Raw genomic sequence first — 19,730 nt, forward strand, 5'->3', positions numbered from 1 at the left:
GGTTTTTAAACGATGAAAATTAAAGAAACCCTAAATTTAGGTAAAACCGATTTTCCAATGCGTGGTAATTTACCCAAAATGGAGCCCCAGTGGCAAGCAGATTGGGAAGAAAATCAAATTTACCAACGTCGGCAAAAGTTAAATGCCGATTGTCCAACTTTTGTGTTACATGATGGACCACCGTTTGCCAACGGTAATATTCATATGGGCCACGCCATGAATAAAATTACTAAGGATTTTATTGTGCGTTACAAATCAATGGCTGGTTTTCGGGCACCTTATGTTCCTGGATGGGATACACACGGCTTACCAATTGAACAACAGTTGACAAAGCAAGGTGTAAATCGTAAAGAAATGACCTCGGCCCAATATCGCCAATTATGCTATGATTTTGCAATGAAAGAAATAGAAAAACAACGTACGGATTTTAAGCGTTTAGGCGTCAGTGGTGATTGGGATAATCCATATATTACATTGCAACCTAAGTATGAAGCTGAAGAAGTACGGGTTTTTGGTAAAATGGTGGAGCGCGGACTGATTTATCGTGGTAAAAAGCCGGTTTACTGGTCTCCATCTTCTGAGTCAACTTTAGCGGAAGCTGAAGTGGAATATCATGATATTAAATCCCCGTCTTTGTATGTGGCTTTTCCGGTCAAAGATGGTAAGGGTGTAGTAGATGATGATGCGGAATTTTTAGTTTGGACCACAACACCTTGGACGTTACCAGCTAATGAGGCGATTGCCGTTAACCCACGGTTTGAATACTCATTAATTAAATTACCAACAGGCAAAAAATATGTGGTAGCTAGTGACCGAATTGAATACTTGGCACAAACTTTAGAGTGGGATCAATGGCAAGTAATTCGTGAATATAAAGGTTCCGAGTTTGAATATTTAGTGGCCAGTCATCCTTTTTATGATCGTGATTCAGTCTTAATTTTGGGTGATCATGTTACCTTAGATGAAGGAACTGGTTTAGTGCATACGGCTCCTGGTCTTGGTGGCGATGACTTTAACGTCGGAATGAAATACCATTTAGACGTATTATCACCAGTGGATGGTCAAGGACGCTTAACTGATGAAGCACCAGGTTTTGAAGGTGTCTTTTATGACGATGCTAATAAGATGGTCACAAAACTGTTGCAAGAAAAGCAGACATTAGTTAAATTAGACTTCTTTACGCATAGTTATCCGCATGATTGGCGAACCAAAAAGCCAGTGATTTTCCGGTCTACGCCGCAATGGTTTGCTTCCATTGACAAGATGCGGGATGAGATTTTAGATCAAATTGATCAACTAGATTTTCAGCCAAGTTGGGGTAAAACTAGACTTTATAATATGATTAAAGATCGTGGTGATTGGGTCATTTCTAGACAGCGGATCTGGGGCGTACCTTTACCAATTTTCTATGCTGAAAATGGTGATGCAATCATGACTCCCGAAACAATTGAACATGTAGCGCAATTGTTTGAACAATATGGTTCCAATGTTTGGTTTGAAAGATCTGCCAAAGAATTGTTACCAGAAGGTTTTAGTTACCCGGGGAGTCCGAATGGCCAATTTACTAAAGAAACAGATATTATGGATGTTTGGTTTGATTCTGGGTCCAGTAATCAAGCAGTTTTGAAAACACGCCCGGACCTACATTTTCCATCAGACTTGTATTTGGAAGGTTCTGATCAATATCGGGGTTGGTTTAATTCTAGTTTAATTACTTCGGTGGCAGTTACGGGTCAAGCACCATATAAAAAGATTTTATCGCAAGGTTTCACCTTAGATGCTAAGGGACGTAAGATGAGTAAGTCATTGGGCAATGTCATTGTTCCTAGTGATGTTGAACGGCAGTTCGGTGCGGAAATCATTCGCTTGTGGGTAGCTTCAGTTGATACCAGTTCAGATGTTCCTGTTTCTATGGATGCCTTTAAACAAACGTCAGATGCGTACCGGAAGATTCGCAATACACTACGTTTTATGTTGGCCAATACCAGTGATTTTGACCCTCAAGTAGATACAGTGGAATATGCTAAATTAAGTTCAGTTGATCAATATATTCTTGTTAAATTAGATCGCTTAGTTGCTAAGGTTTTGGCCAACTATGATCATTATGATTTTGTCGATATTATTAAACAAGTTAATGAATTTTTGATTAATGATATGTCTGCATTTTATTTAGATTTTGCTAAAGATGTGGTTTATATTGAATCCAAGAATTCGTTAGCCCGGCGACAGATGCAGACGGTTATTTACGAAGCGACAGTTAAGTTAACTAAATTATTGACACCTATTTTGCCACACACAATGGAACAAGTTTGGCTACAATTAAAAGAACCTGAAGATTATGCCCAATTAACACAGATGCCCACGGTTGAAAACTATGACAATGCTGAACAGATTTTGACTGATTGGCAAGAATTTATGGACTTTCGCACCGATGTTTTGAAGTCATTAGAAAATTTACGTGATCAAAAATTGATTGGTAAATCGATGGAAGCCGCAGTAACTATCTATCCTAATGATCATTTAAGACAACTTTTGACCAAATTAAAGGTTAATGTTGGACAATTATTGATTGTTTCGCAATTTAATATTTCTGACCAACCGTTAACTCAAGCTGATGAATATGATGATGTGCAGGTTAAAGTTACTCCTGCTAGTGGTCAAGTTTGTGAACGGTGTCGCATGACTAAGGAAGATGTTGGTCAAGACAAACAGTTAGCAATGTTATGTGCCCGTTGTGCACAAATTGTCCGTCAAGATTATCCAGAAGCTGTAGTAGAAGGATTGGAAAAATGATTACCGGAACAGTAGATTGGTTTGATGATAAAAAGGGGATTGGCGAGATTATTACTGCGAAAACGCAGCAAAGGGTATTTGTATATTTTACAGCTATCAGTGGTACGGGGTTTAAAACCTTAACCGCAGGCCAAAAAGTTTATTTTGAAATGGCGCAAGGATTTAAAGGTCCACAAGCGGTTAATGTCCACGTGCAACCGTCAGTCACAGATTAAATACAAATAAAAATGCTCTATGGCAGTTTTAGCTGCTATAGAGCATTTTTAGAGATGATCAGTCAGCATGGTGAGTTAATTACTAACTAAAAAGAAAATCTTACAGTATAATGGTAATGTTATTTGACTAATTTTCAAAAAAATAAACAATTAATCAAAAGTTATGTTTAGCAGAACTTAATGTTGAATACCGTAAGGAAAGATGCGCAGTCCTTCGTGGTCCACCATGGCGATATAAATGTCGGAAATTTGATAGCCTTGTTGGTTTAACTGGTCGGTGACCCATTGTTCAGTGTGATTAGTGTATTCCAAACCGAGTTGATCAAGTTGTCCATCCATAATGACCGGAAATTGATACTTGAGATCTTTTTTAACGGTAAAACTAATTTGACCATTTTGTTCCCAAACGGCTTTATCAATATCGTTCAAATCATTGATACCAGCTTGACGTAACTTGAAAGCTAAGTCATGCGCGGATAGCCCCGCTTTGGCAGTTCTTTCAGATAAAATTTTGCCATTCGAAATAATAATTGTGGGTTCGCCGTCTACAAAATGTTTAATTAAGTGATTATGATTGGTTAAAAATTTCATCGTAAAGACCACCAAGGTCCAGATTAGCAAAACAATGAAAAATTGTAATAACGTAATTTCAGAGTTATATAAAACGCCACCAATAATTCCGCCTAAGACAAAATTTTGCATTTGATCAATCACGTTACTAGGAGCTAAATTGGATTTACCTAATAGATTAATTTGAATAATCATGGCAAAAAATCCCATAATGAGTTTAATAAAAGTTTGCCAATAAAAAGTCATTTGTTACCTCCTAGTGGTTAATAATGTGAATTTTCGGATTAGTTAAGTGGACGCGAACTAATTCAAAACTGGAATTGTCATTATTTAAATTGACTTTCATAATTTTAGAATTAATTTTGATTAACATACCGTTAGTTAGAATTGTTGAATTAGAATAAATGTGCTTGACTGGAATATGTTGATTGAGACTAACTTGTTTGATCAAGCTGGCAACTTGACTATTACCATTGGCAGAGTTGCGGTTTTGTTGCCAATTATCATATTGGATAGTTAATGTTAGTAGCAGAGCTAAAATCGTGATAATAGTCAATTCACGGTACTTGCCATCATCGCGATGGCTCAAAAAAAGTAATAATGATATGATGACAATAGTCAGTAAAATAACATTAATCAATAAGATAATATTGTTGACGTGGCTAGGTTGTTGCGTTAGGTAATGATAAGTATAAAAGTTAGACAAACTAGACCCCCCATTCTCTAACGCTGATTATAGCAAGAAAATTCGAATTAATAGGGATTAACGCATTATTTTAAACGGAGGGCTAAATTGGACTTCACGGAAAAGAAATTAAGTACTAAGCAAATTTTTTCAGGACGGGTGATTGATGTCGCTGTAGAGACCGTGCTGTTACCTAATCAGAAACAAGCGACGCGAGAAATTGTTCATCATCACGGAGCTGTTGGGATTTTAACGGTGATTGATCAACAAATTTTATTGGTGAAGCAATGGCGGGAACCACTCCGACAATTGACTTTAGAAATTCCAGCCGGTAAAGTGGAACCTGATTGTGTTGATCTCAAAAGTGAAGCTTTACGAGAATTGAACGAGGAAACTGGCTATACTTGTTCAAAGTTACAATTTTTGACGGGTTTTTATTCTACGCCGGGCTTTAGTGACGAATATATAACTTTATATTATGCGCCAGCGGTCCAACCAGTAGCGCACAAGCGACCGCTAGATCCGGATGAATTTTTATCAATTGAATTATTGACGTTAACTCAAGCCCAAAATCAAATTCAACAAGGGTTAATTTGTGATGCTAAAACGATATTAGCCATCATGTTTTGGCAACAATTAATGGGAGCTTAATTGAGATGAAAGAAACTACAGATTTAGATCAACAAGATACAACATCTGAGACCGTTCCAACTTGGAGCCGCTTTGATCCGCAAGCTAAGTCTAGTCGGTTAAAACAATGGTTGAATCGGTGCATTATAATAGTTGGCTTGTTAATTGTGTTAGTTTATTTAATTTTATTTTTTGTTTAACTTAATAGGAGGAATGAAGTATGAAAATTGGTGTTATTGTAGCAATGGCTGAAGAAATGGGTGTTTTAACTAATTCTTTGTCTAATAAAACGGTGGAAAAAATTGCCGGAATCGAGTTAATAGTTGGCTGTTACCAAAAACACCAAGTAGTGGTGGCACAAAGTGGTATTGGCAAAGTACAAGCGGGGATGGTTACGACCATCTTATGTAATAATTACCAACCAGATGTGCTAATTAATACTGGTTCAGCTGGCGGAATTGGTTCAGGCTTAAGTGTGGGTGATGTTGTGGTTTCTAAGCAGGTTGCTTATCATGATGTGGATGTAACGGCCTCTGATTATCCGAAGGGACAGCTGCCACAACAACCGCTTTATTTCCAAGCTGATTCTAAATTGGTTCAGCAAGTAGTGGACGCCGGACAAATGGTTGGGCAAACTAGCCGTGTGGGCTTGATTGTTTCAGGTGATCAATTTATTGGTAGTCAGCAGCAAAAGGATCAAATTTTACAAGATTTTCCGGATGCTTTAACTGTAGAAATGGAAGGTGCAGCCGTCGGACAAGTGGCTACACAATTTAAAATTCCATTTGTCATCATTCGAGCAATGAGTGATGTTGGTGATGATCAAGCCAATGTTTCCTTTGATGAATTTGTCCAAGATGCGGGTCAACGTTCAGTACAGATGTTATTAAACTTTATGGATCATAATTAAGAAGGTAATAATAATCATGGAGCATGTTTATTTAGATAACGCCGCGACGACGCGGTTGGCGCCGGCAGTTGTGACTACTATGGAACAACAATTAGCTAATAATTTTGGTAATGCCTCTACACCTAATTTTTACGGCCGCCAAGCACGAGCAGTTTTGGATGATACCCGAACGGTAATTGCTCAAAGTATTAATGCGCAACCGAGTGAAATTACGTTTAATAGTGGTGGTTCCGAAGGTGACAATACTGCGATTATTATGGCTGCGTTGAGCCAGCAACAGTTGGGTAAGCATATTATTACGACAGCAATTGAGCATGAAGCCGTTTTAAAATCTATGGCTTATTTAGAGCAAAAAGGTTTTGAAGTTACTTATTTACCAGTCGACGAATTTGGCCGGATTAGTTTAACTGATTTTCGGCAAGCCTTACGCCCTGACACGATTTTGGTGTCTATTATGACCGTTAATAATGAAGTGGGGACACAAAACCCAATTGCAGAAATTGGTCAAATTCTCAAATCACACCAAGCCTTGTTTCATACAGATGCGGTACAAGCTTACGGTCATCAAACTTTGGATGTACAACAATTAAATGTCGATTTATTAACTACTTCGGCCCATAAATTGAATGGACCTAAAATGTTGGGCTTTCTGTATGAACGAACTGGTGTCAATATACCATCTTTGATTCATGGTGGTGATCAAGAAAACAAAAAGCGGGCTGGTACGGAAAATATCCCTGCAATTGCTGGTTTACAAACTGCTGTGCAATTTCACGATAGTCAACAAATTCAGCAGGATCGAGAGCGTTTTACGTGCTATAAACAGTTAATCATTGATCAATTAACAGCGCACAACGTTGATTTTGCAGTAAATGGCCCCAAAATAACGGCGAGTGCGCCCAATATTTTGAATTTATGGTTGAAAGGCTGGGCAACTTCGGTTTTACAAATTAAATTGGACCTAGCAGGGGTCGTTATTTCGGGTGGCTCTGCTTGTACGGCGGGGAGTTTGGAACCGTCGCATGTGTTAACTGCAATGTTTGGCCCAACTAGTGACCGTGTTAATGAATCGATTAGGATTAGTTTTGACACTTTTACAACTAAAAGTGATATACTCAAACTTACTGATAATTTAATTCAAATTGTTCGTGAAAAAATTTAGGAGGTGGTTAAATGCCAATGTTAGCTCAAGTAACTGGTGATTCAGATCAGTATCAAGTTCATCCTCAGATTAAAGTGTATGCTCTGCAAGATATTGGCTTTACTAAATCAAGCCAAGGAAATTTTTCATGGGAACAACCACTGAGTGCGCTGTCGCCATACCAGGCTGCTTATGTGTTAAAAGTTAAAATTAAACGGGATTTAAAAACTTTGAATCTGGCAGTGACGGATAGTAGTGGTTTGCAAAAAATTAATATTTTTAAATTGAAAGATAATGAAGAATTGCTGGAGCAGTATCATTATGCGTTAGATAATTTGCTTCAACGACAGATTATACAAAAAGTAAATAATAGTTAGAAAAGGTGAATTGATTGGCAAAAAAGCGTGTAGTTGTAGGTATGAGTGGTGGAGTTGATTCTTCCGTCTCAGCTTTATTGTTAAAGCAACAAGGTTATGATGTCGTCGGAGTGTTTATGAAAAACTGGGATGAAAGTGATGATTCCGGAGTTTGTACAGCGACCGAAGATTATGAAGACGTGGCTAAGGTAGCTAATCAAATTGGGATTCCGTATTATTCTGTGAACTTTGAAAAAGAATATTGGGATCGGGTTTTTGAATATTTTTTGGCTGAATATAAACTCGGTCGGACACCAAATCCTGATGTAATGTGTAATAAAGAAATTAAATTTAAAGCATTTTTGGATTATGCGCTGCAGTTGGATGCTGATTACATTGCAATGGGGCACTATGCTCAATTACAACGTGATGAATCCGGATTAATTCATATGTTGCGGGGAGCTGATCCTAATAAAGATCAGACTTATTTTTTAAGTACAGTGGCTCAGGATCAATTACAAAATGCCTTATTCCCGATTGGTCATTTACAAAAATCGCAAGTTCGGCAAATTGCCGAAGAAGCTGGCTTAGCAACTGCTAAAAAGAAAGATTCTACTGGTGTTTGCTTTATTGGTGAGCGTAATTTTAAGCAATTTTTAAGTGAGTTTTTACCAGCTCAAAGTGGCCGTATGTTGACTCCTGATGGTCAAGAAGTTGGGACACATTCTGGCCTGATGTATTATACAATTGGTCAGCGCTCAGGTTTAGGTTTGGGCGGTAATGGTCAGTCTAATGAGCCGTGGTTTGTTGTGGGCAAAGATTTACAGCAGAATATTTTGTATGTAGATCAAGGTTATGATAATCCTTTATTGTATGCGGATAGTTTAGAAGCAACTGATGCATCTTTTATTCGACCAGTAGATCTGACACAACCATTGCATTGTAGTGCTAAGTTCCGTTATCGTCAGGCTGATACTGATGTCGTGGTCACCAAAACAGCGACGGGTCTAACAGTTGATTTTGCACAACCTGTGCGGGCCATTACTCCTGGTCAAGAAGTAGTTTTTTATGACGGAGCAGAATGCTTAGGTGGTGCGACGATTAATCGGGCTTATAGTAAGCAACAACAATTGCAGTATGTTTAAGTTCAGATTTACTTGCTAAAATTTAGAATTTAATTGAGATTGGAACCAAAGTGTCTGGCCGTTAGCAAAGCGGTTTAAATTTGAAAGTCTGGACTGAGACTTTGAAAATTTAATGCCGTGAAATGTTAATGAAGGACTTTTGTCAGACTAATGTTCGTTGCGCTGATGAACAACGATCGTAAATCTGATGGTTCCAATCTCTTTTTATTTACCATGAAAATCATTTGAACTTGAATAATTTAGTTGAATCAACGATAATATTAAGCATTAGTAAGGTAATTTGGGATTAGGGAGTTTGAGATTATGACTAAATTTTATTTTGTGAGACATGGTAAGACACAATGGAATTCTGAGGGGCGTTATCAAGGAGCAAAGGGTGATTCACCTTTACTAGAATCAAGTTATCGCGATATCAGTTTATTAGCACAACACTTATCCGACCAAAAGATTGATCATATTTATTCAAGTCCGATTAAAAGAGCATACATAACAGCCACTACTTTGGCTCAAGATTTGGGTGGGAGTATTCCGGTGACAACGACGGCGGCTTTGAAAGAGTTTGATTTGGGTCTGTTAGAAGGACAAAAATTTAGTTCAGCAGAACAAAAATATCCGCAATTAATTTGGGCTTTTCGCAACGATCCCAGTCAATATGATCCGCGCCTAATCAACGGTGAGACTTTTACGCAAGTTATTGCCCGAGCCGATCAATTTATTAAAGATTTAGCCCAACAAGATGTTCAAGGTGATCAAACTTATTTGTTAGTCAGTCATGGAGCAGCCTTAGTAGCAATGATTAAAGCTTTGTTAGGTGTATCATTAAAAGATATGCGCAAAGAAGGCGGCATGTCTAATACCGGTTTAACCACCTTAGCAACGCAAGATTATGGACAAACCTTTGATTTAATTAAGTGGAATGATACGAGTTATTTACATCGTAACTTAGATCAGACAGATACTATTTAAAAATGGAGTTGACGAAATGAACCAACGAGCAGCTAAATTATTTCAAGCAGGTCACAAGCAGGCAGCAGTTGAATTGTTAGCTAAAGCATTGCAAACTGACTGGACACATTTAACTTGGTTCTTACAGTTAGCAAGTTATTTAGTAGCGGGTTGTGATTTAGCTGAAGCGGAAGAGCTGTTATTAAAAGCTAAACAATTATTTCCCAATGCCCAAGAAATTGATTATAATTTGGCTGTGATTTATTACCAAGCGGGCAAATTAGACCGCGCCAAAGCTTTATTAATGACAATTAAGCAACCTGATTTGTTAAGTGATGCGTATTATTTATTAGCTCAAACAGCACAAAAGAATAATCAATTACAGCAGGCTTTAGTCTATGCTTTAACAGCGTTAGATCACAATAAGCAGGTGGTTGCTAATTTTTTGTTGGTGGGGGACTTATTAATACAATTACAACAATTTCAACAGGCGCAAACTTATTATCAACAAGCATTACAATTGAAGCCACAAGCGGAGAGTTATTTTAAATTGGCGTTGTGTGAAATGGTCAATGGTGATCGTCATTTTTCACAACATTTTCAACAAGCACAACAATTAGATCCTGCCTATGTAAAGCAGCATCAGCAGCAATTAGCGGAGATTGAACGTTACGTACAAGCACAGCAGAAAGATGATCAAGATAAATGAGTGAAGACTATGTAGTTGGCGCTGTTCAAGCGGTTTTTTTTGAAAAACCTGAAGACTTTTTTAAAATTATGCTCATCAAAGTTCAAGAAACTTCTTTTGCTTGGTCCGACAGTGAAATTGTTGTAACAGGTACCTTTGCAGAATTGACAGCGGAGCAAAATTATCGCTTCTTTGGACAATTAGTAACCCATCCTAAATATGGGCAACAGTTAAAGTGTGAACGCTATCAAAAGGAAACACCTAATGGTTCGAAAGCATTAATTGAATATTTTTCTGGTGAACAATTTCCAGGGATTGGTAAAAAAACAGCTGAAAAAATTGTTGATTTACTAGGTGATCAAGCTATTCAAGTCATTATTAATAATCCAGAAGTAGTACAACAGTTGCCGTTAAGTGCGGCTAAAAAAAAGCTCTTGCTTGATGTTTTGCAGGAATCTTATCAAACGGAAGAAATTATTTTACAATTAAATCAGCTGGGGTTTGGTAATAAATTATCATTTAAAATTTATCATCGTTATCAAGAGGAAACCTTGGATATTTTGCATCAAAATCCGTACCGGTTAATTGATGATATTAAAGGCGTTGGTTTTCGTCGCGCTGATCAGTTAGCACGGACTTTTGGTCTGGCAGCTGATGATCCGAAACGTATTCAAGCGGCGGTCATTCAAACGCTGCAAACAAATGTTAATACGACGGGCAATACTTATTGTTTACAAACAGAGTTAATTAATGGGACGTTACAATTAATTAATATTGCTAATTTGACTCCAGTTACACAATCGTCCATCATAACGGCTTTGAAAGCTTTAATTCAGCAAGGGCGTATTTGTGTTGAAGCGCCAGAGCGGTACTTTTTAAAATCTTTATACGAACAAGAATGGTCGATTGCTCAGCAATTAAAGTTATTACAGTCACAGTTTGTCCCGGAGAATTTGTCTGCTAAAAAATTAGCGGCAGTGTTACAGCAAATTGAACAACAGTTGCATATTAGTTATGATGACAATCAAAAACAAGCAATATATCAAGGACTAACGAATGCTGTTGTCCTATTAACGGGGGGCCCCGGTACTGGAAAAACTACGATTATTAATGGCTTAGTCAATGCTTTTGCTCAAGTTCATCATTGTTCGTTAGATCCCGATGATTATCAAGACAAGCCTTTTCCCATTGTGTTAGCGGCGCCGACTGGTCGCGCAGCCAAACATCTGATGCAAAATACGGGTTTGCCAGCTGGAACGATCCATCGTTTACTAGGTTTGACTGGTCAAGAAGATCCGACAGAAATTACAGTTAATGAAATTCAAGGTCAATTGCTAATTATTGATGAAGTTTCGATGGTAGATACGGAGTTATTTGACTTACTAATTCAAGCGGTGCCCGCGGGAATGCAAGTGGTCTTAGTTGGTGATCGTGATCAATTACCGTCGGTTGGACCAGGACAAGTGTTTTCGGATTTAATTGCTAGTCAAGCTTTTGCAACAGTTTGTTTAACCAAAATTTATCGCCAAAATCAAGATTCAACGATTATTGAATTAGCACATCAAATTAATCAAGGACAAGTTACTGAACAATTATTTCAAAATTTTGCTGATCGTAGTTTTATTAATTGTGACGCGTATCAGGTGGCGCATGTTTTACAGCAAATCGTTTTAAGGAGTCAGCAAAAAGGCTTTGACTTGAGTAATATTCAGATTTTAGCACCTATGTATCGCGGAGCAGCGGGAATCGATCATTTAAATCAGGTGATGCAAGAAACATTGAATCCGTTAACGCCAGACAGTAAAGTTATTCACTTTGGCAAAATTGAATACCGGATTGGCGATAAGGTAGTTCAATTAGTTAATAATGTTGAAAAAAATGTTTTTAATGGCGAAACAGGATTGGTAACGGGAATTACTTTGGCCAAAGATAATCCTAATAAAAAACAGGGCGATTTAATTCATTTAAATTTTGATGGTCGTGAAATTTCTTATGCACGGGCTGATCTTAATAATATTACTTTGGCGTATTGTACCTCAATTCATAAAGCTCAAGGTAGTGAATTTGATTTGGTGATTGTGGTTTTAGTACAACAGCAATCGCGCATGTTGAAAAGAAACTTATTATACACAGCAGTTACACGGGCTAAGTCCAAGTTAATTTTGCTGGGCAATCAAAGTGCTTATCGGCAAGCCATTGCTGATCAGTCCAGTCAACGGCAAACTTGTTTAGCAGCGCGTTTGCAGGAAGTTTTTGCATTAAAAAAACCAGTAACTACTACGTCAGAAGTTACTGATCCAAAAACACAAACGTTAACTTTAAAAATGATTTTAGAACAACAAATTGACCCATTAATTGGGCTAAATGGATTAAAACCGACAGATTTTTTAAAAAATTAAGTAACACGAAATGATTATAACCAAAAGTTTTGTTCAGCACAATTGATGTCTAAGTCTAAGATATGCTCTTTGACTAATTCACCATCCACTTGGATGAATTGCTGAGAATTTATTTGCAGGTGTGCTTTTTGAAGAATAAAGTGGTGCACAGCTGGGTTTTGTAAGTGATCCCCTGTTAGAAAAACTTGTTTAACTAGTTTAAAGAGCGCTTTCCAGGAATGCGCCTGTGCCGTGGCTAAACTTAATTTTTTTTCTTGCAGATTTGCAGGGGGGATTAGGGGAACACCGCCGCCAAAATAAGGTTGATTAGCTAACACGCACAAAAAAATATTGTTTAAAGTGATAGATTGATTGTTAAATGTTAATTTAACCGAAAAAGTAGGACGTTTGAAAGCCTTGAAAATTTGGGAAACATAGATTAATTTACTTAAGTGGAGCTGATTAAATCGTTTTTTCCAAGGTGAAGTTAAGGTCAGTTGAATAATATTGGCATCAAAACCAATGCCAAAGTTATTAATAAAGAATAGTTTTTGCTGGTGATAAGTAACCTGACCTAAATTTAATGCTTTGCTGGTGGGCTGGTGGCAAAGATTTTGTAAAATTTGTTTTTCATGATGCGGTTTGTAATTCAACGCGCGCGCAAAATCATTACCTGAACCAGCAGGTAAATAGGCGAGCGGTGTGTTGGGCTTATTAGACTGCTTGACACCATTAATAGCTTGATTTAAAGTTCCATCACCGCCAATAATAATAATTTTTTGGTGTGATTGTAAGCGCCGATTGATTAAATTTTTAACTAATGTCTGTGCTCCTTGTGGAGGTGTGGTGAAAATTTGATAGCTTTGACGCAATTGGTTTAAGTATTTGGTCGATCTTTTTAGACAATATTTAGCGTGATTGCTAGCAGCGTGTAGATTAACCACTATAAAAAAGTTTACACGGCTGTTGTCCATAAGCAACTCCCTTTCTAGTTTAATAAGTGATAGTCTTATTTTAGCAGACAAAAAGCTGAGAAGAAAAAACTTCTCAGCTTTTTTTATGATTTTTGAATTTTTTTAAACTTCGACGGAAACAATCATCGGTAAAATGACTGGATGTCTTTCGGTTCGACGATACAAAAATTCTTGTAAATTATCAATAATATCCTGCTTTAAAGTTGCTTCGGAAAGATTTTGCTTGTTATCTAAGTGAGTTTTAATTGTGTGGAAAACATGCTTTTGTGCTTGATTGATTAAAGTACCAGATTCGCGCATATAAACAAATCCGCGCGAGAGAATGTCGGGTCCTGATAAAACGAGCCCTTTTTGATAATCAATAGTAGCTACCACAATTACCAAGCCTTCCTCGGACAATATTTGTCGGTCTTGGATAATTTTATTACTAATATTACCAATTCCATTTCCATCAATATAAACGTCGCCAGCAGGAACATGATCAGCTTTACGTGCTGAGTCTTTGGTTAACGCCAAGACATCACCATTTTCAAAAATAAAAGTATTTTCTTTGGGGACGTCACATAATTGTGCTAATTCAGTGTGAATCTTGAGCATGCGGTATTCACCATGAATGGGCATAAAATATTTCGGCTTGATTAAGCGCAACATTAATTTTTGTTCTTCTTGACCACCGTGACCAGAAGCGTGAATGTTATTAACTTTGCCATGAATAACATTGGCGCCAGCTTCTTCTAATTCGTTGATTAGATGGTTTACACTAATTGTATTACCCGGAATGGGATTGGACGAAAAGATCACTGTGTCATTGGGCTGAATCGAAATTTGGCGATGAGTGCCATTTGCAATTCGACTCAAAGCAGCCATGGGTTCACCTTGAGAGCCTGTGCATAATAACATGACTTTATTAGCTGGTAATTTACTAATTTCTGCGGAGTCTAATAATTCACTATCCGGGATATCTAAATAGCCTAACTCTCGTCCATTAACAATGGCTTGTTCCATACTACGTCCAAAAACTGCGACTTTCCGTCCATTTTGCATGGCAGCATCGACTGCTTGAGAAACTCGATACAGGTTGGAAGCAAAAGTGGCGAAAATAATTCGACCATCAATGCGTTCAACAATTTGGTGAATCGTATTACCTACAAAGCGTTCAGATTTAGAAAAAGTAGGAATTTCCGCATTAGTACTATCAGATAGTAGTAGTAAAACACCTTCAGATCCTAACGTAGCCATTTTTTGTAAATTAGGAGCTGGTTGGTTACCTACGGGTGTCAAATCAAATTTGTAATCTCCCGTTTGGACAATAGTTCCTTGCGGTGTATGAACAGCAATACCTAACGTGTCTGGAATTGAGTGCGTGGTTCTAAAAAATTCGACACTCAATTGATCAAAGGAAACAACATCATCTTCTTGAAGAACATGCATTTCAGTAGAATTTAGTAAGCCATGTTCTTCTAGCTTCCCTTTAATTAAAGCCGTAGCGAGCGGACCCGCATAAATAGGAACATTTGGAACTTTTTGTAAAAAGTAAGGAATACCACCAATATGATCTTCATGACCATGAGTAATAAATAAACCCTTGATTTTTGCACGATTGTCAATTAAATATTGATAATCAGAGATAACATAATCAATTCCTAAAAGTTCATCTTCAGGAAATTTAATACCAGCATCTACGACAACAATCTCATCTTGATACTGAATAACGTACATATTTTTGCCAATTTCGCCGAGACCACCAATGGCAAAAACTGCAACTTCATTTTGCTTAATATTCAAATTCATATACTAAAGCTCCGAGAGTTTAGTCAATTGAAAATTAGGACTTTTTTGTTCGTACTCCAAATAATTACCAGTTAATTCTTCAATTGACTCGATATTGTAATCAGTTTGTTCTTCAATTGCAGAGCGAACATCAATGGCAGATTCAGCCTCTGTGTAAAGAGTCTCGGTAGTTTCTCGACGCGGATTTTGAACATTATTAGCTTGATATAAAACTTTGTAGATCAATGGAATTCTCCTTTAATTCTTAATTAAATAATTAAACGTTGTCAGTGGTTGATTAAATCAACAGTTAAATAAATGGTATCACATCTAGAGTTGCTTGTATATAAACAACTACCTTCAAAATCAGAGCATTGAAAAGACTAATTAAGAAATGATAATCGTATTTTCTTCAGCAGCAAATGGGGCGGACATATTAATATGGTCGTAAAATAAATGTCCATTTAAATGATCAATCTCGTGCTGGCAAACAATTGCTGGATAATTTTTAACACGCATAGTTTGGGTTTGACCATCAAAGTCTTGGTAACGAATGGTAATCCGTGCACTTCGTGGCACGTAGCCCGGAATATCTTTGTCAACTGATAGGCAGCCTTCGCCTTCAGCTAATTGGGTTTTTTGGACAGAATTGGAAATAATCACTGGATTAATTAAAGTGATCTTTAGTGCATAATCTTTGTCTGAGTCATTATCTTCATTAGGAACTAAAACGGCAGCCATTTGCTCTGAAACACCTACTTGTGGAGCAGCTAGACCCACACCAGCACGTAAATGATGCTTTTGTGCAAATTCAGGATTTTGACTGTTGATTAAGTATTCCATCATATCATGTGCGAGTTGTTGATCTTTTTGACTTAAAGGAAATTGGACAGGTTGGGCTAATTGTCTTAAAACAGGATTACCATCACGGGTAATATCTTTCATCATATACATAAAAAATTAAACCTCTTTTGTTAGCATAATATTATTATGAATAATAATAGCATACTCAATTTATAGAGTGCCAATACTAAAAAAAATTTACCAAAATTAGTTGGAATTATCCCTTGGATTTAATTCTAAAAAATGTTAAAATACTTTCTGGAAACCCTTACAAATAAAATTGAAGGTTGCGAAAGGAATGGTAAAATATGGCAAATAAGTCTATTGTTGATTTTTCCAAAATTAAGCAAGATCTTTCAGAATTTCCTGATCCAATTCAAGTTGTCGATGAAAAGGCAAAGGTTGTTAATAAGACTGTATTTGACAGTTTTAGTGATGAACAATTAGTGGAATTTATGGAAAAAATGGTCTGGGAACGTGCACTACATGAACAGACGATGAATTTCTCTCGCCAAGGTCGGATGGGTTTTTATGCTCCGACAGCTGGTGAAGAAGCCACTGAAATGGGAACAGTTATGGCAATGAAGAAGCAAGATTTCCTTCTGCCTGCTTACCGTGATATTCCTCAATTAATTCAACATGGTGCTACAGTAACCGAAGGATTCTTATGGTCACGTGGTCATGTTAAGGGTAACGAATTTGAAGCTCGTGCTTTGATGCCACAAATCATCATTGGTGCGGCTTATCTAGAAACAGCTGGTGTAGCTTTAGGTTTAAAGAAAAATGGCGAAGATGCAATTGCCTTTAGTTATACTGGTGATGGTGGTACTTCTCAGGGTGACTCCTATGAAGGTATGAACTTTGCTGGTGCGTTCCAAGCTCCTGCTTTGTTTATCGTTCAAAACAACAACTATGCTATTTCTGTTCCAAGAGAAAAACAAACTGCTGCCAAGGCTTTAACCTTAAAGGCTGCTGCTGCTGGTATTCCTGCTGTTCAAGTTGACGGAATGGATATCTTGGCTTGCTATAGTGTTGCTAAAGCTGCTCGTGAGTATATTTTAGCTGGTAATGGTCCTGTTATGATTGAAACTTTGACAGACCGTTATGGTGCTCACTCTTCTGCTGGTGATGATCCAAGTCGTTATCGTTCTAAAGAAGCACAACAGCCATGGTTAGACCGCGATCCATTAATCAGAATGCGCAAGATTTTGACTGATAAGGGATTATGGACTGATGAACATGAAGAAGAATTAACTAAACAATATAAAGATTCATTTAAAGATGCATTAAAAGAAGCTGATGCAGTCGAACCAGACAAAGTTTCTGATATGTTGAAGCGGACTTTCGAAGTTCCTACTCCAGAAATGCAAGCTGAAATTGCTGAATTTGAAGAAAAGGAGTCCAAATAACATGACTAAAAAATCATATATTCAAGCTATTACAGATGCCTTAGATATTGAATTAAAAGATGATCCTAAGACTTTGATTTTCGGCGAAGATGTTGGTAAAAATGGTGGTGTATTTAGAACTACTCAAGGTCTTCAAGAAAAATATGGTGAGGACCGAGTATTTGATACCCCATTAGCTGAATCTGGTATTTTGGGTCTGTCAATTGGTTTAGGTTTAACTGGCTGGCGGCCATTACCAGAAATCCAATTTTCTGGCTTTACCTTAGAAGGTGTTGACTCTATTGCTGGTCAAATGGCCCGGATGCGTTATCACTTTAATGGTAAGAAGACAAGCCCAATTACTATTCGTTCACCATATGGTGGTGGTACACATACAGCTGAAATGCATTCAGATAACTTTGAAAACTTCTTTGTCGGCGTACCTGGATTGAGAGTTGTAATGCCAAGTAATCCATATGATGCTAAAGGCTTATTAATTTCTTCTATTGAAAATAATGACCCCGTACTTTATTTGGAAAACTTGAAATTATATCGTTCAATGAAAGATGATATTCCTGATGAAAAGTACTCTGTACCGCTAGATCAAGCTAATGTTGTTCAAGAAGGTAATGACATTACATTAGTTGCTTATGGTGCTCAAGTTCAAGAAGCTCAAAAAGCTGCTGAAGAATTAGCTAAGGATAACGTTTCTGCAGAAGTTATTGACTTACGGACTGTTTCTCCAATTGATACAGCAACCATTTTCAAATCAGTTGAAAAGACTCATCATGTAGTTGTAATCCAGGAAGCTCAAAAAATGGCTGGTGTTGGTGCACAAGTTGCCTCTGCGATTGCTGAAGATGCTATTATGTCTTTGGATGCACCAATTGGTCGGGTTGCTGCACCTAATTCAGTTTACCCATTTGCTTTGGGTGAAGAAGTCTGGATTCCTCGTAAAGATGCAATTGTTGCTAAAGCAAAAGAAATTCTAAATTACTAATCGGAATTGAAAGGTAGGATTAATTCATGGCATTTAAATTTACACTTCCGGAATTAGGCGAGGGAATGGCTGAAGGTGAAGTCGCTAACTGGTTAGTTAAAGAAGGCGACGACGTTAAAGAAGACGATTCTTTAGTCGAAATCCAAAATGATAAATCAGTTTCTGAATTACCTTCACCTGTTGCAGGTAAAGTTAAACAAATTGTTGCCCAAGAAGGTGACACAGTTGAAATTGGTGATCCGTTAGTTATTATTGATGACGGTTCACCTGACACACCTGATGATGATGTTTCTAAAGATGATACAGCTGATGCTGCTGAGAAACCTGCTGCTGATGATAAAAGTGCAGCGCAACCAGCTCCAGCAGCTGCACCAACAGGACAAGCAAATCAAGATTATTTAGCAATGCCATCTGTTCGGCAATATGCTCGTGATAAGGGTGTTGATTTGGCACAAGTTACTCCTTCAGGAAAACATGGTCAAATTACAAAAGCTGATGTAGATAACTTTAACGGTTCTGCTCAACCTGCTCCAGCAGCTGCAACTGCCGAAGTTGAAGCTACACCAATTAAGCCATATCAATCTGATGAACCTGAACTTGAAACTCGTGAAAAGATGAGTATGACACGGAAGACAATTGCTAAAGCAATGTCTGAAAGTAAAAAGATTACGCCACATGTTACAAGCTTTGACGATGTTGAAGTTTCAGCTTTAATGGCTAATCGTAAGAAATATAAACAAATTGCTGCTGATAAAGGTATTAAGTTAACATTCTTGCCTTATTTAGTTAAAGCAGTAGTTGCTGTTTTGAAGGAATTCCCTGAATTTAATGCTTCCATTGACAGTTCAACTAATGAAATTGTCTATAAGCATTATTACAACATTGGAATCGCTACTAATACAGATCATGGTTTATATGTACCAAACATTAAGAATGCTGATTCTAAGGGTATGTTCGAAATTGCTAAAGAAATTACTGAAAATACCCAAGCAGCTTATGATAATAAGTTAAGTGCTAAAGCCATGAGTGGTGGTTCAATTACTATTAGTAATGTAGGTTCTATTGGTGGTGGTTGGTTTACACCAGTTATTAACCAACCTGAAGTTGCTATTTTAGGTATGGGTAAGATTGCTAAAGAGCCTTACGTTGCTGAAGATGGTTCTATTAAAGTTGGTAATATGTTGAAACTCTCCTTGAGTTATGATCATCGTTTGATTGATGGTGCTTTGGCACAACAAGCTTTGAACATGATGAAGAGTTTGTTACACGATCCAGAAATGTTATTGATGGAGGGTTAAT

20 protein-coding genes are annotated in these 19,730 nt (G+C 37.4%); 14 read left to right on the top strand and 6 right to left on the bottom strand.

Translation table 11 applies throughout. The features are described 5' to 3' along the window. Positions 1-12: 12 nt before the first annotated feature. The gene (gene ileS / locus AC3B5B_RS06905) at positions 13-2,793 is read left to right on the top strand and encodes an isoleucine--tRNA ligase (protein ID WP_489757829.1); all 2,781 of its coding nucleotides are present in this window, start codon (positions 13-15) and stop codon (positions 2,791-2,793) included. Next, entirely contained in the window at positions 2,790-3,008 is a 219-nt protein-coding gene (locus tag AC3B5B_RS06910; RefSeq protein ID WP_489757830.1) for a cold-shock protein, read from the top strand. The genes ileS and AC3B5B_RS06910 overlap by 4 nt, the downstream gene beginning before the upstream one ends. A gap of 177 nt (positions 3,009-3,185) precedes the next feature. Here the strand turns inward: AC3B5B_RS06910 and AC3B5B_RS06915 are convergent, their stop codons facing one another. Continuing rightward, entirely contained in the window at positions 3,186-3,824 is a 639-nt protein-coding gene (locus tag AC3B5B_RS06915; protein ID WP_489757831.1) for a DUF421 domain-containing protein, read from the bottom strand. 10 nt (positions 3,825-3,834) lie between these two features. After that, positions 3,835-4,284 carry a DUF3290 family protein gene (locus AC3B5B_RS06920; protein WP_489757832.1) on the bottom strand — a complete coding sequence of 150 codons (450 nt, stop codon included), beginning with the start codon at positions 4,282-4,284 and terminating at the stop codon, positions 3,835-3,837. 87 nt (positions 4,285-4,371) lie between these two features. Here AC3B5B_RS06920 and AC3B5B_RS06925 point away from each other — a divergent pair, with 87 nt between their 5' ends. From AC3B5B_RS06925 to recD2, 9 genes are all read left to right on the top strand, one after another. Continuing rightward, positions 4,372-4,914, top strand: coding sequence for an NUDIX hydrolase (locus AC3B5B_RS06925; protein ID WP_489769705.1), 543 nt, complete (start codon positions 4,372-4,374; stop codon positions 4,912-4,914). 5 nt (positions 4,915-4,919) lie between these two features. Next, the gene (locus AC3B5B_RS06930; RefSeq protein WP_489757834.1) at positions 4,920-5,093 is read left to right on the top strand and encodes a hypothetical protein; all 174 of its coding nucleotides are present in this window, start codon (positions 4,920-4,922) and stop codon (positions 5,091-5,093) included. Positions 5,094-5,113: 20 nt separating this feature from the next. Beyond that, positions 5,114-5,803, top strand: a complete 690-nt coding sequence (locus tag AC3B5B_RS06935; RefSeq protein WP_489757835.1) for a 5'-methylthioadenosine/adenosylhomocysteine nucleosidase — start codon at positions 5,114-5,116, stop codon at positions 5,801-5,803. Positions 5,804-5,819: 16 nt separating this feature from the next. Then, on the top strand, positions 5,820-6,965 hold the full coding sequence (locus AC3B5B_RS06940) for a cysteine desulfurase family protein (protein WP_489769706.1): 1,146 nt from the start codon (positions 5,820-5,822) through the stop codon (positions 6,963-6,965). Positions 6,966-6,976: 11 nt separating this feature from the next. Further along, entirely contained in the window at positions 6,977-7,321 is a 345-nt protein-coding gene (locus tag AC3B5B_RS06945) for a cysteine desulfurase (protein ID WP_489757837.1), read from the top strand. 14 nt (positions 7,322-7,335) lie between these two features. Continuing rightward, positions 7,336-8,445 (top strand): tRNA 2-thiouridine(34) synthase MnmA, encoded by a 1,110-nt coding sequence (mnmA, locus tag AC3B5B_RS06950; RefSeq protein WP_489757838.1) that lies wholly within the window; start codon positions 7,336-7,338, stop codon positions 8,443-8,445. A gap of 303 nt (positions 8,446-8,748) precedes the next feature. After that, positions 8,749-9,411 (top strand): histidine phosphatase family protein, encoded by a 663-nt coding sequence (locus AC3B5B_RS06955; RefSeq protein ID WP_489757839.1) that lies wholly within the window; start codon positions 8,749-8,751, stop codon positions 9,409-9,411. A gap of 16 nt (positions 9,412-9,427) precedes the next feature. Continuing rightward, positions 9,428-10,099, top strand: a complete 672-nt coding sequence (locus AC3B5B_RS06960; RefSeq protein WP_489769707.1) for a tetratricopeptide repeat protein — start codon at positions 9,428-9,430, stop codon at positions 10,097-10,099. Further along, on the top strand, positions 10,096-12,477 hold the full coding sequence (gene recD2, locus AC3B5B_RS06965) for an SF1B family DNA helicase RecD2 (protein ID WP_489769708.1): 2,382 nt from the start codon (positions 10,096-10,098) through the stop codon (positions 12,475-12,477). Before AC3B5B_RS06960 ends, recD2 begins: the two co-directional genes overlap by 4 nt. A 14-nt stretch (positions 12,478-12,491) precedes the next feature. Here recD2 and AC3B5B_RS06970 read toward each other — a convergent pair whose 3' ends face one another. From AC3B5B_RS06970 to def, 4 genes are all read right to left on the bottom strand, one after another. Further along, the gene (locus tag AC3B5B_RS06970) at positions 12,492-13,430 is read right to left on the bottom strand and encodes a diacylglycerol/lipid kinase family protein (protein WP_489769709.1); all 939 of its coding nucleotides are present in this window, start codon (positions 13,428-13,430) and stop codon (positions 12,492-12,494) included. A 102-nt stretch (positions 13,431-13,532) separates the two neighbouring features. Further along, positions 13,533-15,221 carry a ribonuclease J1 gene (gene rnjA / locus AC3B5B_RS06975; protein ID WP_489769710.1) on the bottom strand — a complete coding sequence of 563 codons (1,689 nt, stop codon included), beginning with the start codon at positions 15,219-15,221 and terminating at the stop codon, positions 13,533-13,535. A gap of 3 nt (positions 15,222-15,224) precedes the next feature. Beyond that, entirely contained in the window at positions 15,225-15,446 is a 222-nt protein-coding gene (locus AC3B5B_RS06980) for a DNA-directed RNA polymerase subunit epsilon (RefSeq protein ID WP_489757844.1), read from the bottom strand. A 141-nt stretch (positions 15,447-15,587) separates the two neighbouring features. Beyond that, the gene (gene def / locus AC3B5B_RS06985) at positions 15,588-16,154 is read right to left on the bottom strand and encodes a peptide deformylase (RefSeq protein ID WP_489769711.1); all 567 of its coding nucleotides are present in this window, start codon (positions 16,152-16,154) and stop codon (positions 15,588-15,590) included. A 197-nt stretch (positions 16,155-16,351) separates the two neighbouring features. On the opposite strand from def, the gene AC3B5B_RS06990 reads away from it, so the two are divergent. From AC3B5B_RS06990 to AC3B5B_RS07000, 3 genes are read left to right on the top strand one after another with little or no spacing between them, the layout of a single operon-like run. Beyond that, complete coding sequence (locus AC3B5B_RS06990) at positions 16,352-17,452, top strand: thiamine pyrophosphate-dependent enzyme (protein ID WP_489757846.1); 1,101 nt, start codon at positions 16,352-16,354, stop codon at positions 17,450-17,452. Position 17,453: 1 nt separating this feature from the next. Further along, a complete protein-coding gene (locus AC3B5B_RS06995) occupies positions 17,454-18,431 on the top strand; it encodes an alpha-ketoacid dehydrogenase subunit beta (protein ID WP_489757847.1) in 978 nt (325 codons plus the stop codon). Positions 18,432-18,457: 26 nt separating this feature from the next. Next, positions 18,458-19,729: a 2-oxo acid dehydrogenase subunit E2 gene (locus tag AC3B5B_RS07000; RefSeq protein WP_489757848.1), complete on the top strand. Its 1,272-nt coding sequence runs from the start codon at positions 18,458-18,460 to the stop codon at positions 19,727-19,729. Position 19,730 lies beyond the last annotated feature (1 nt).

This window comes from Bombilactobacillus sp. ESL1187 (assembly GCF_058107155.1).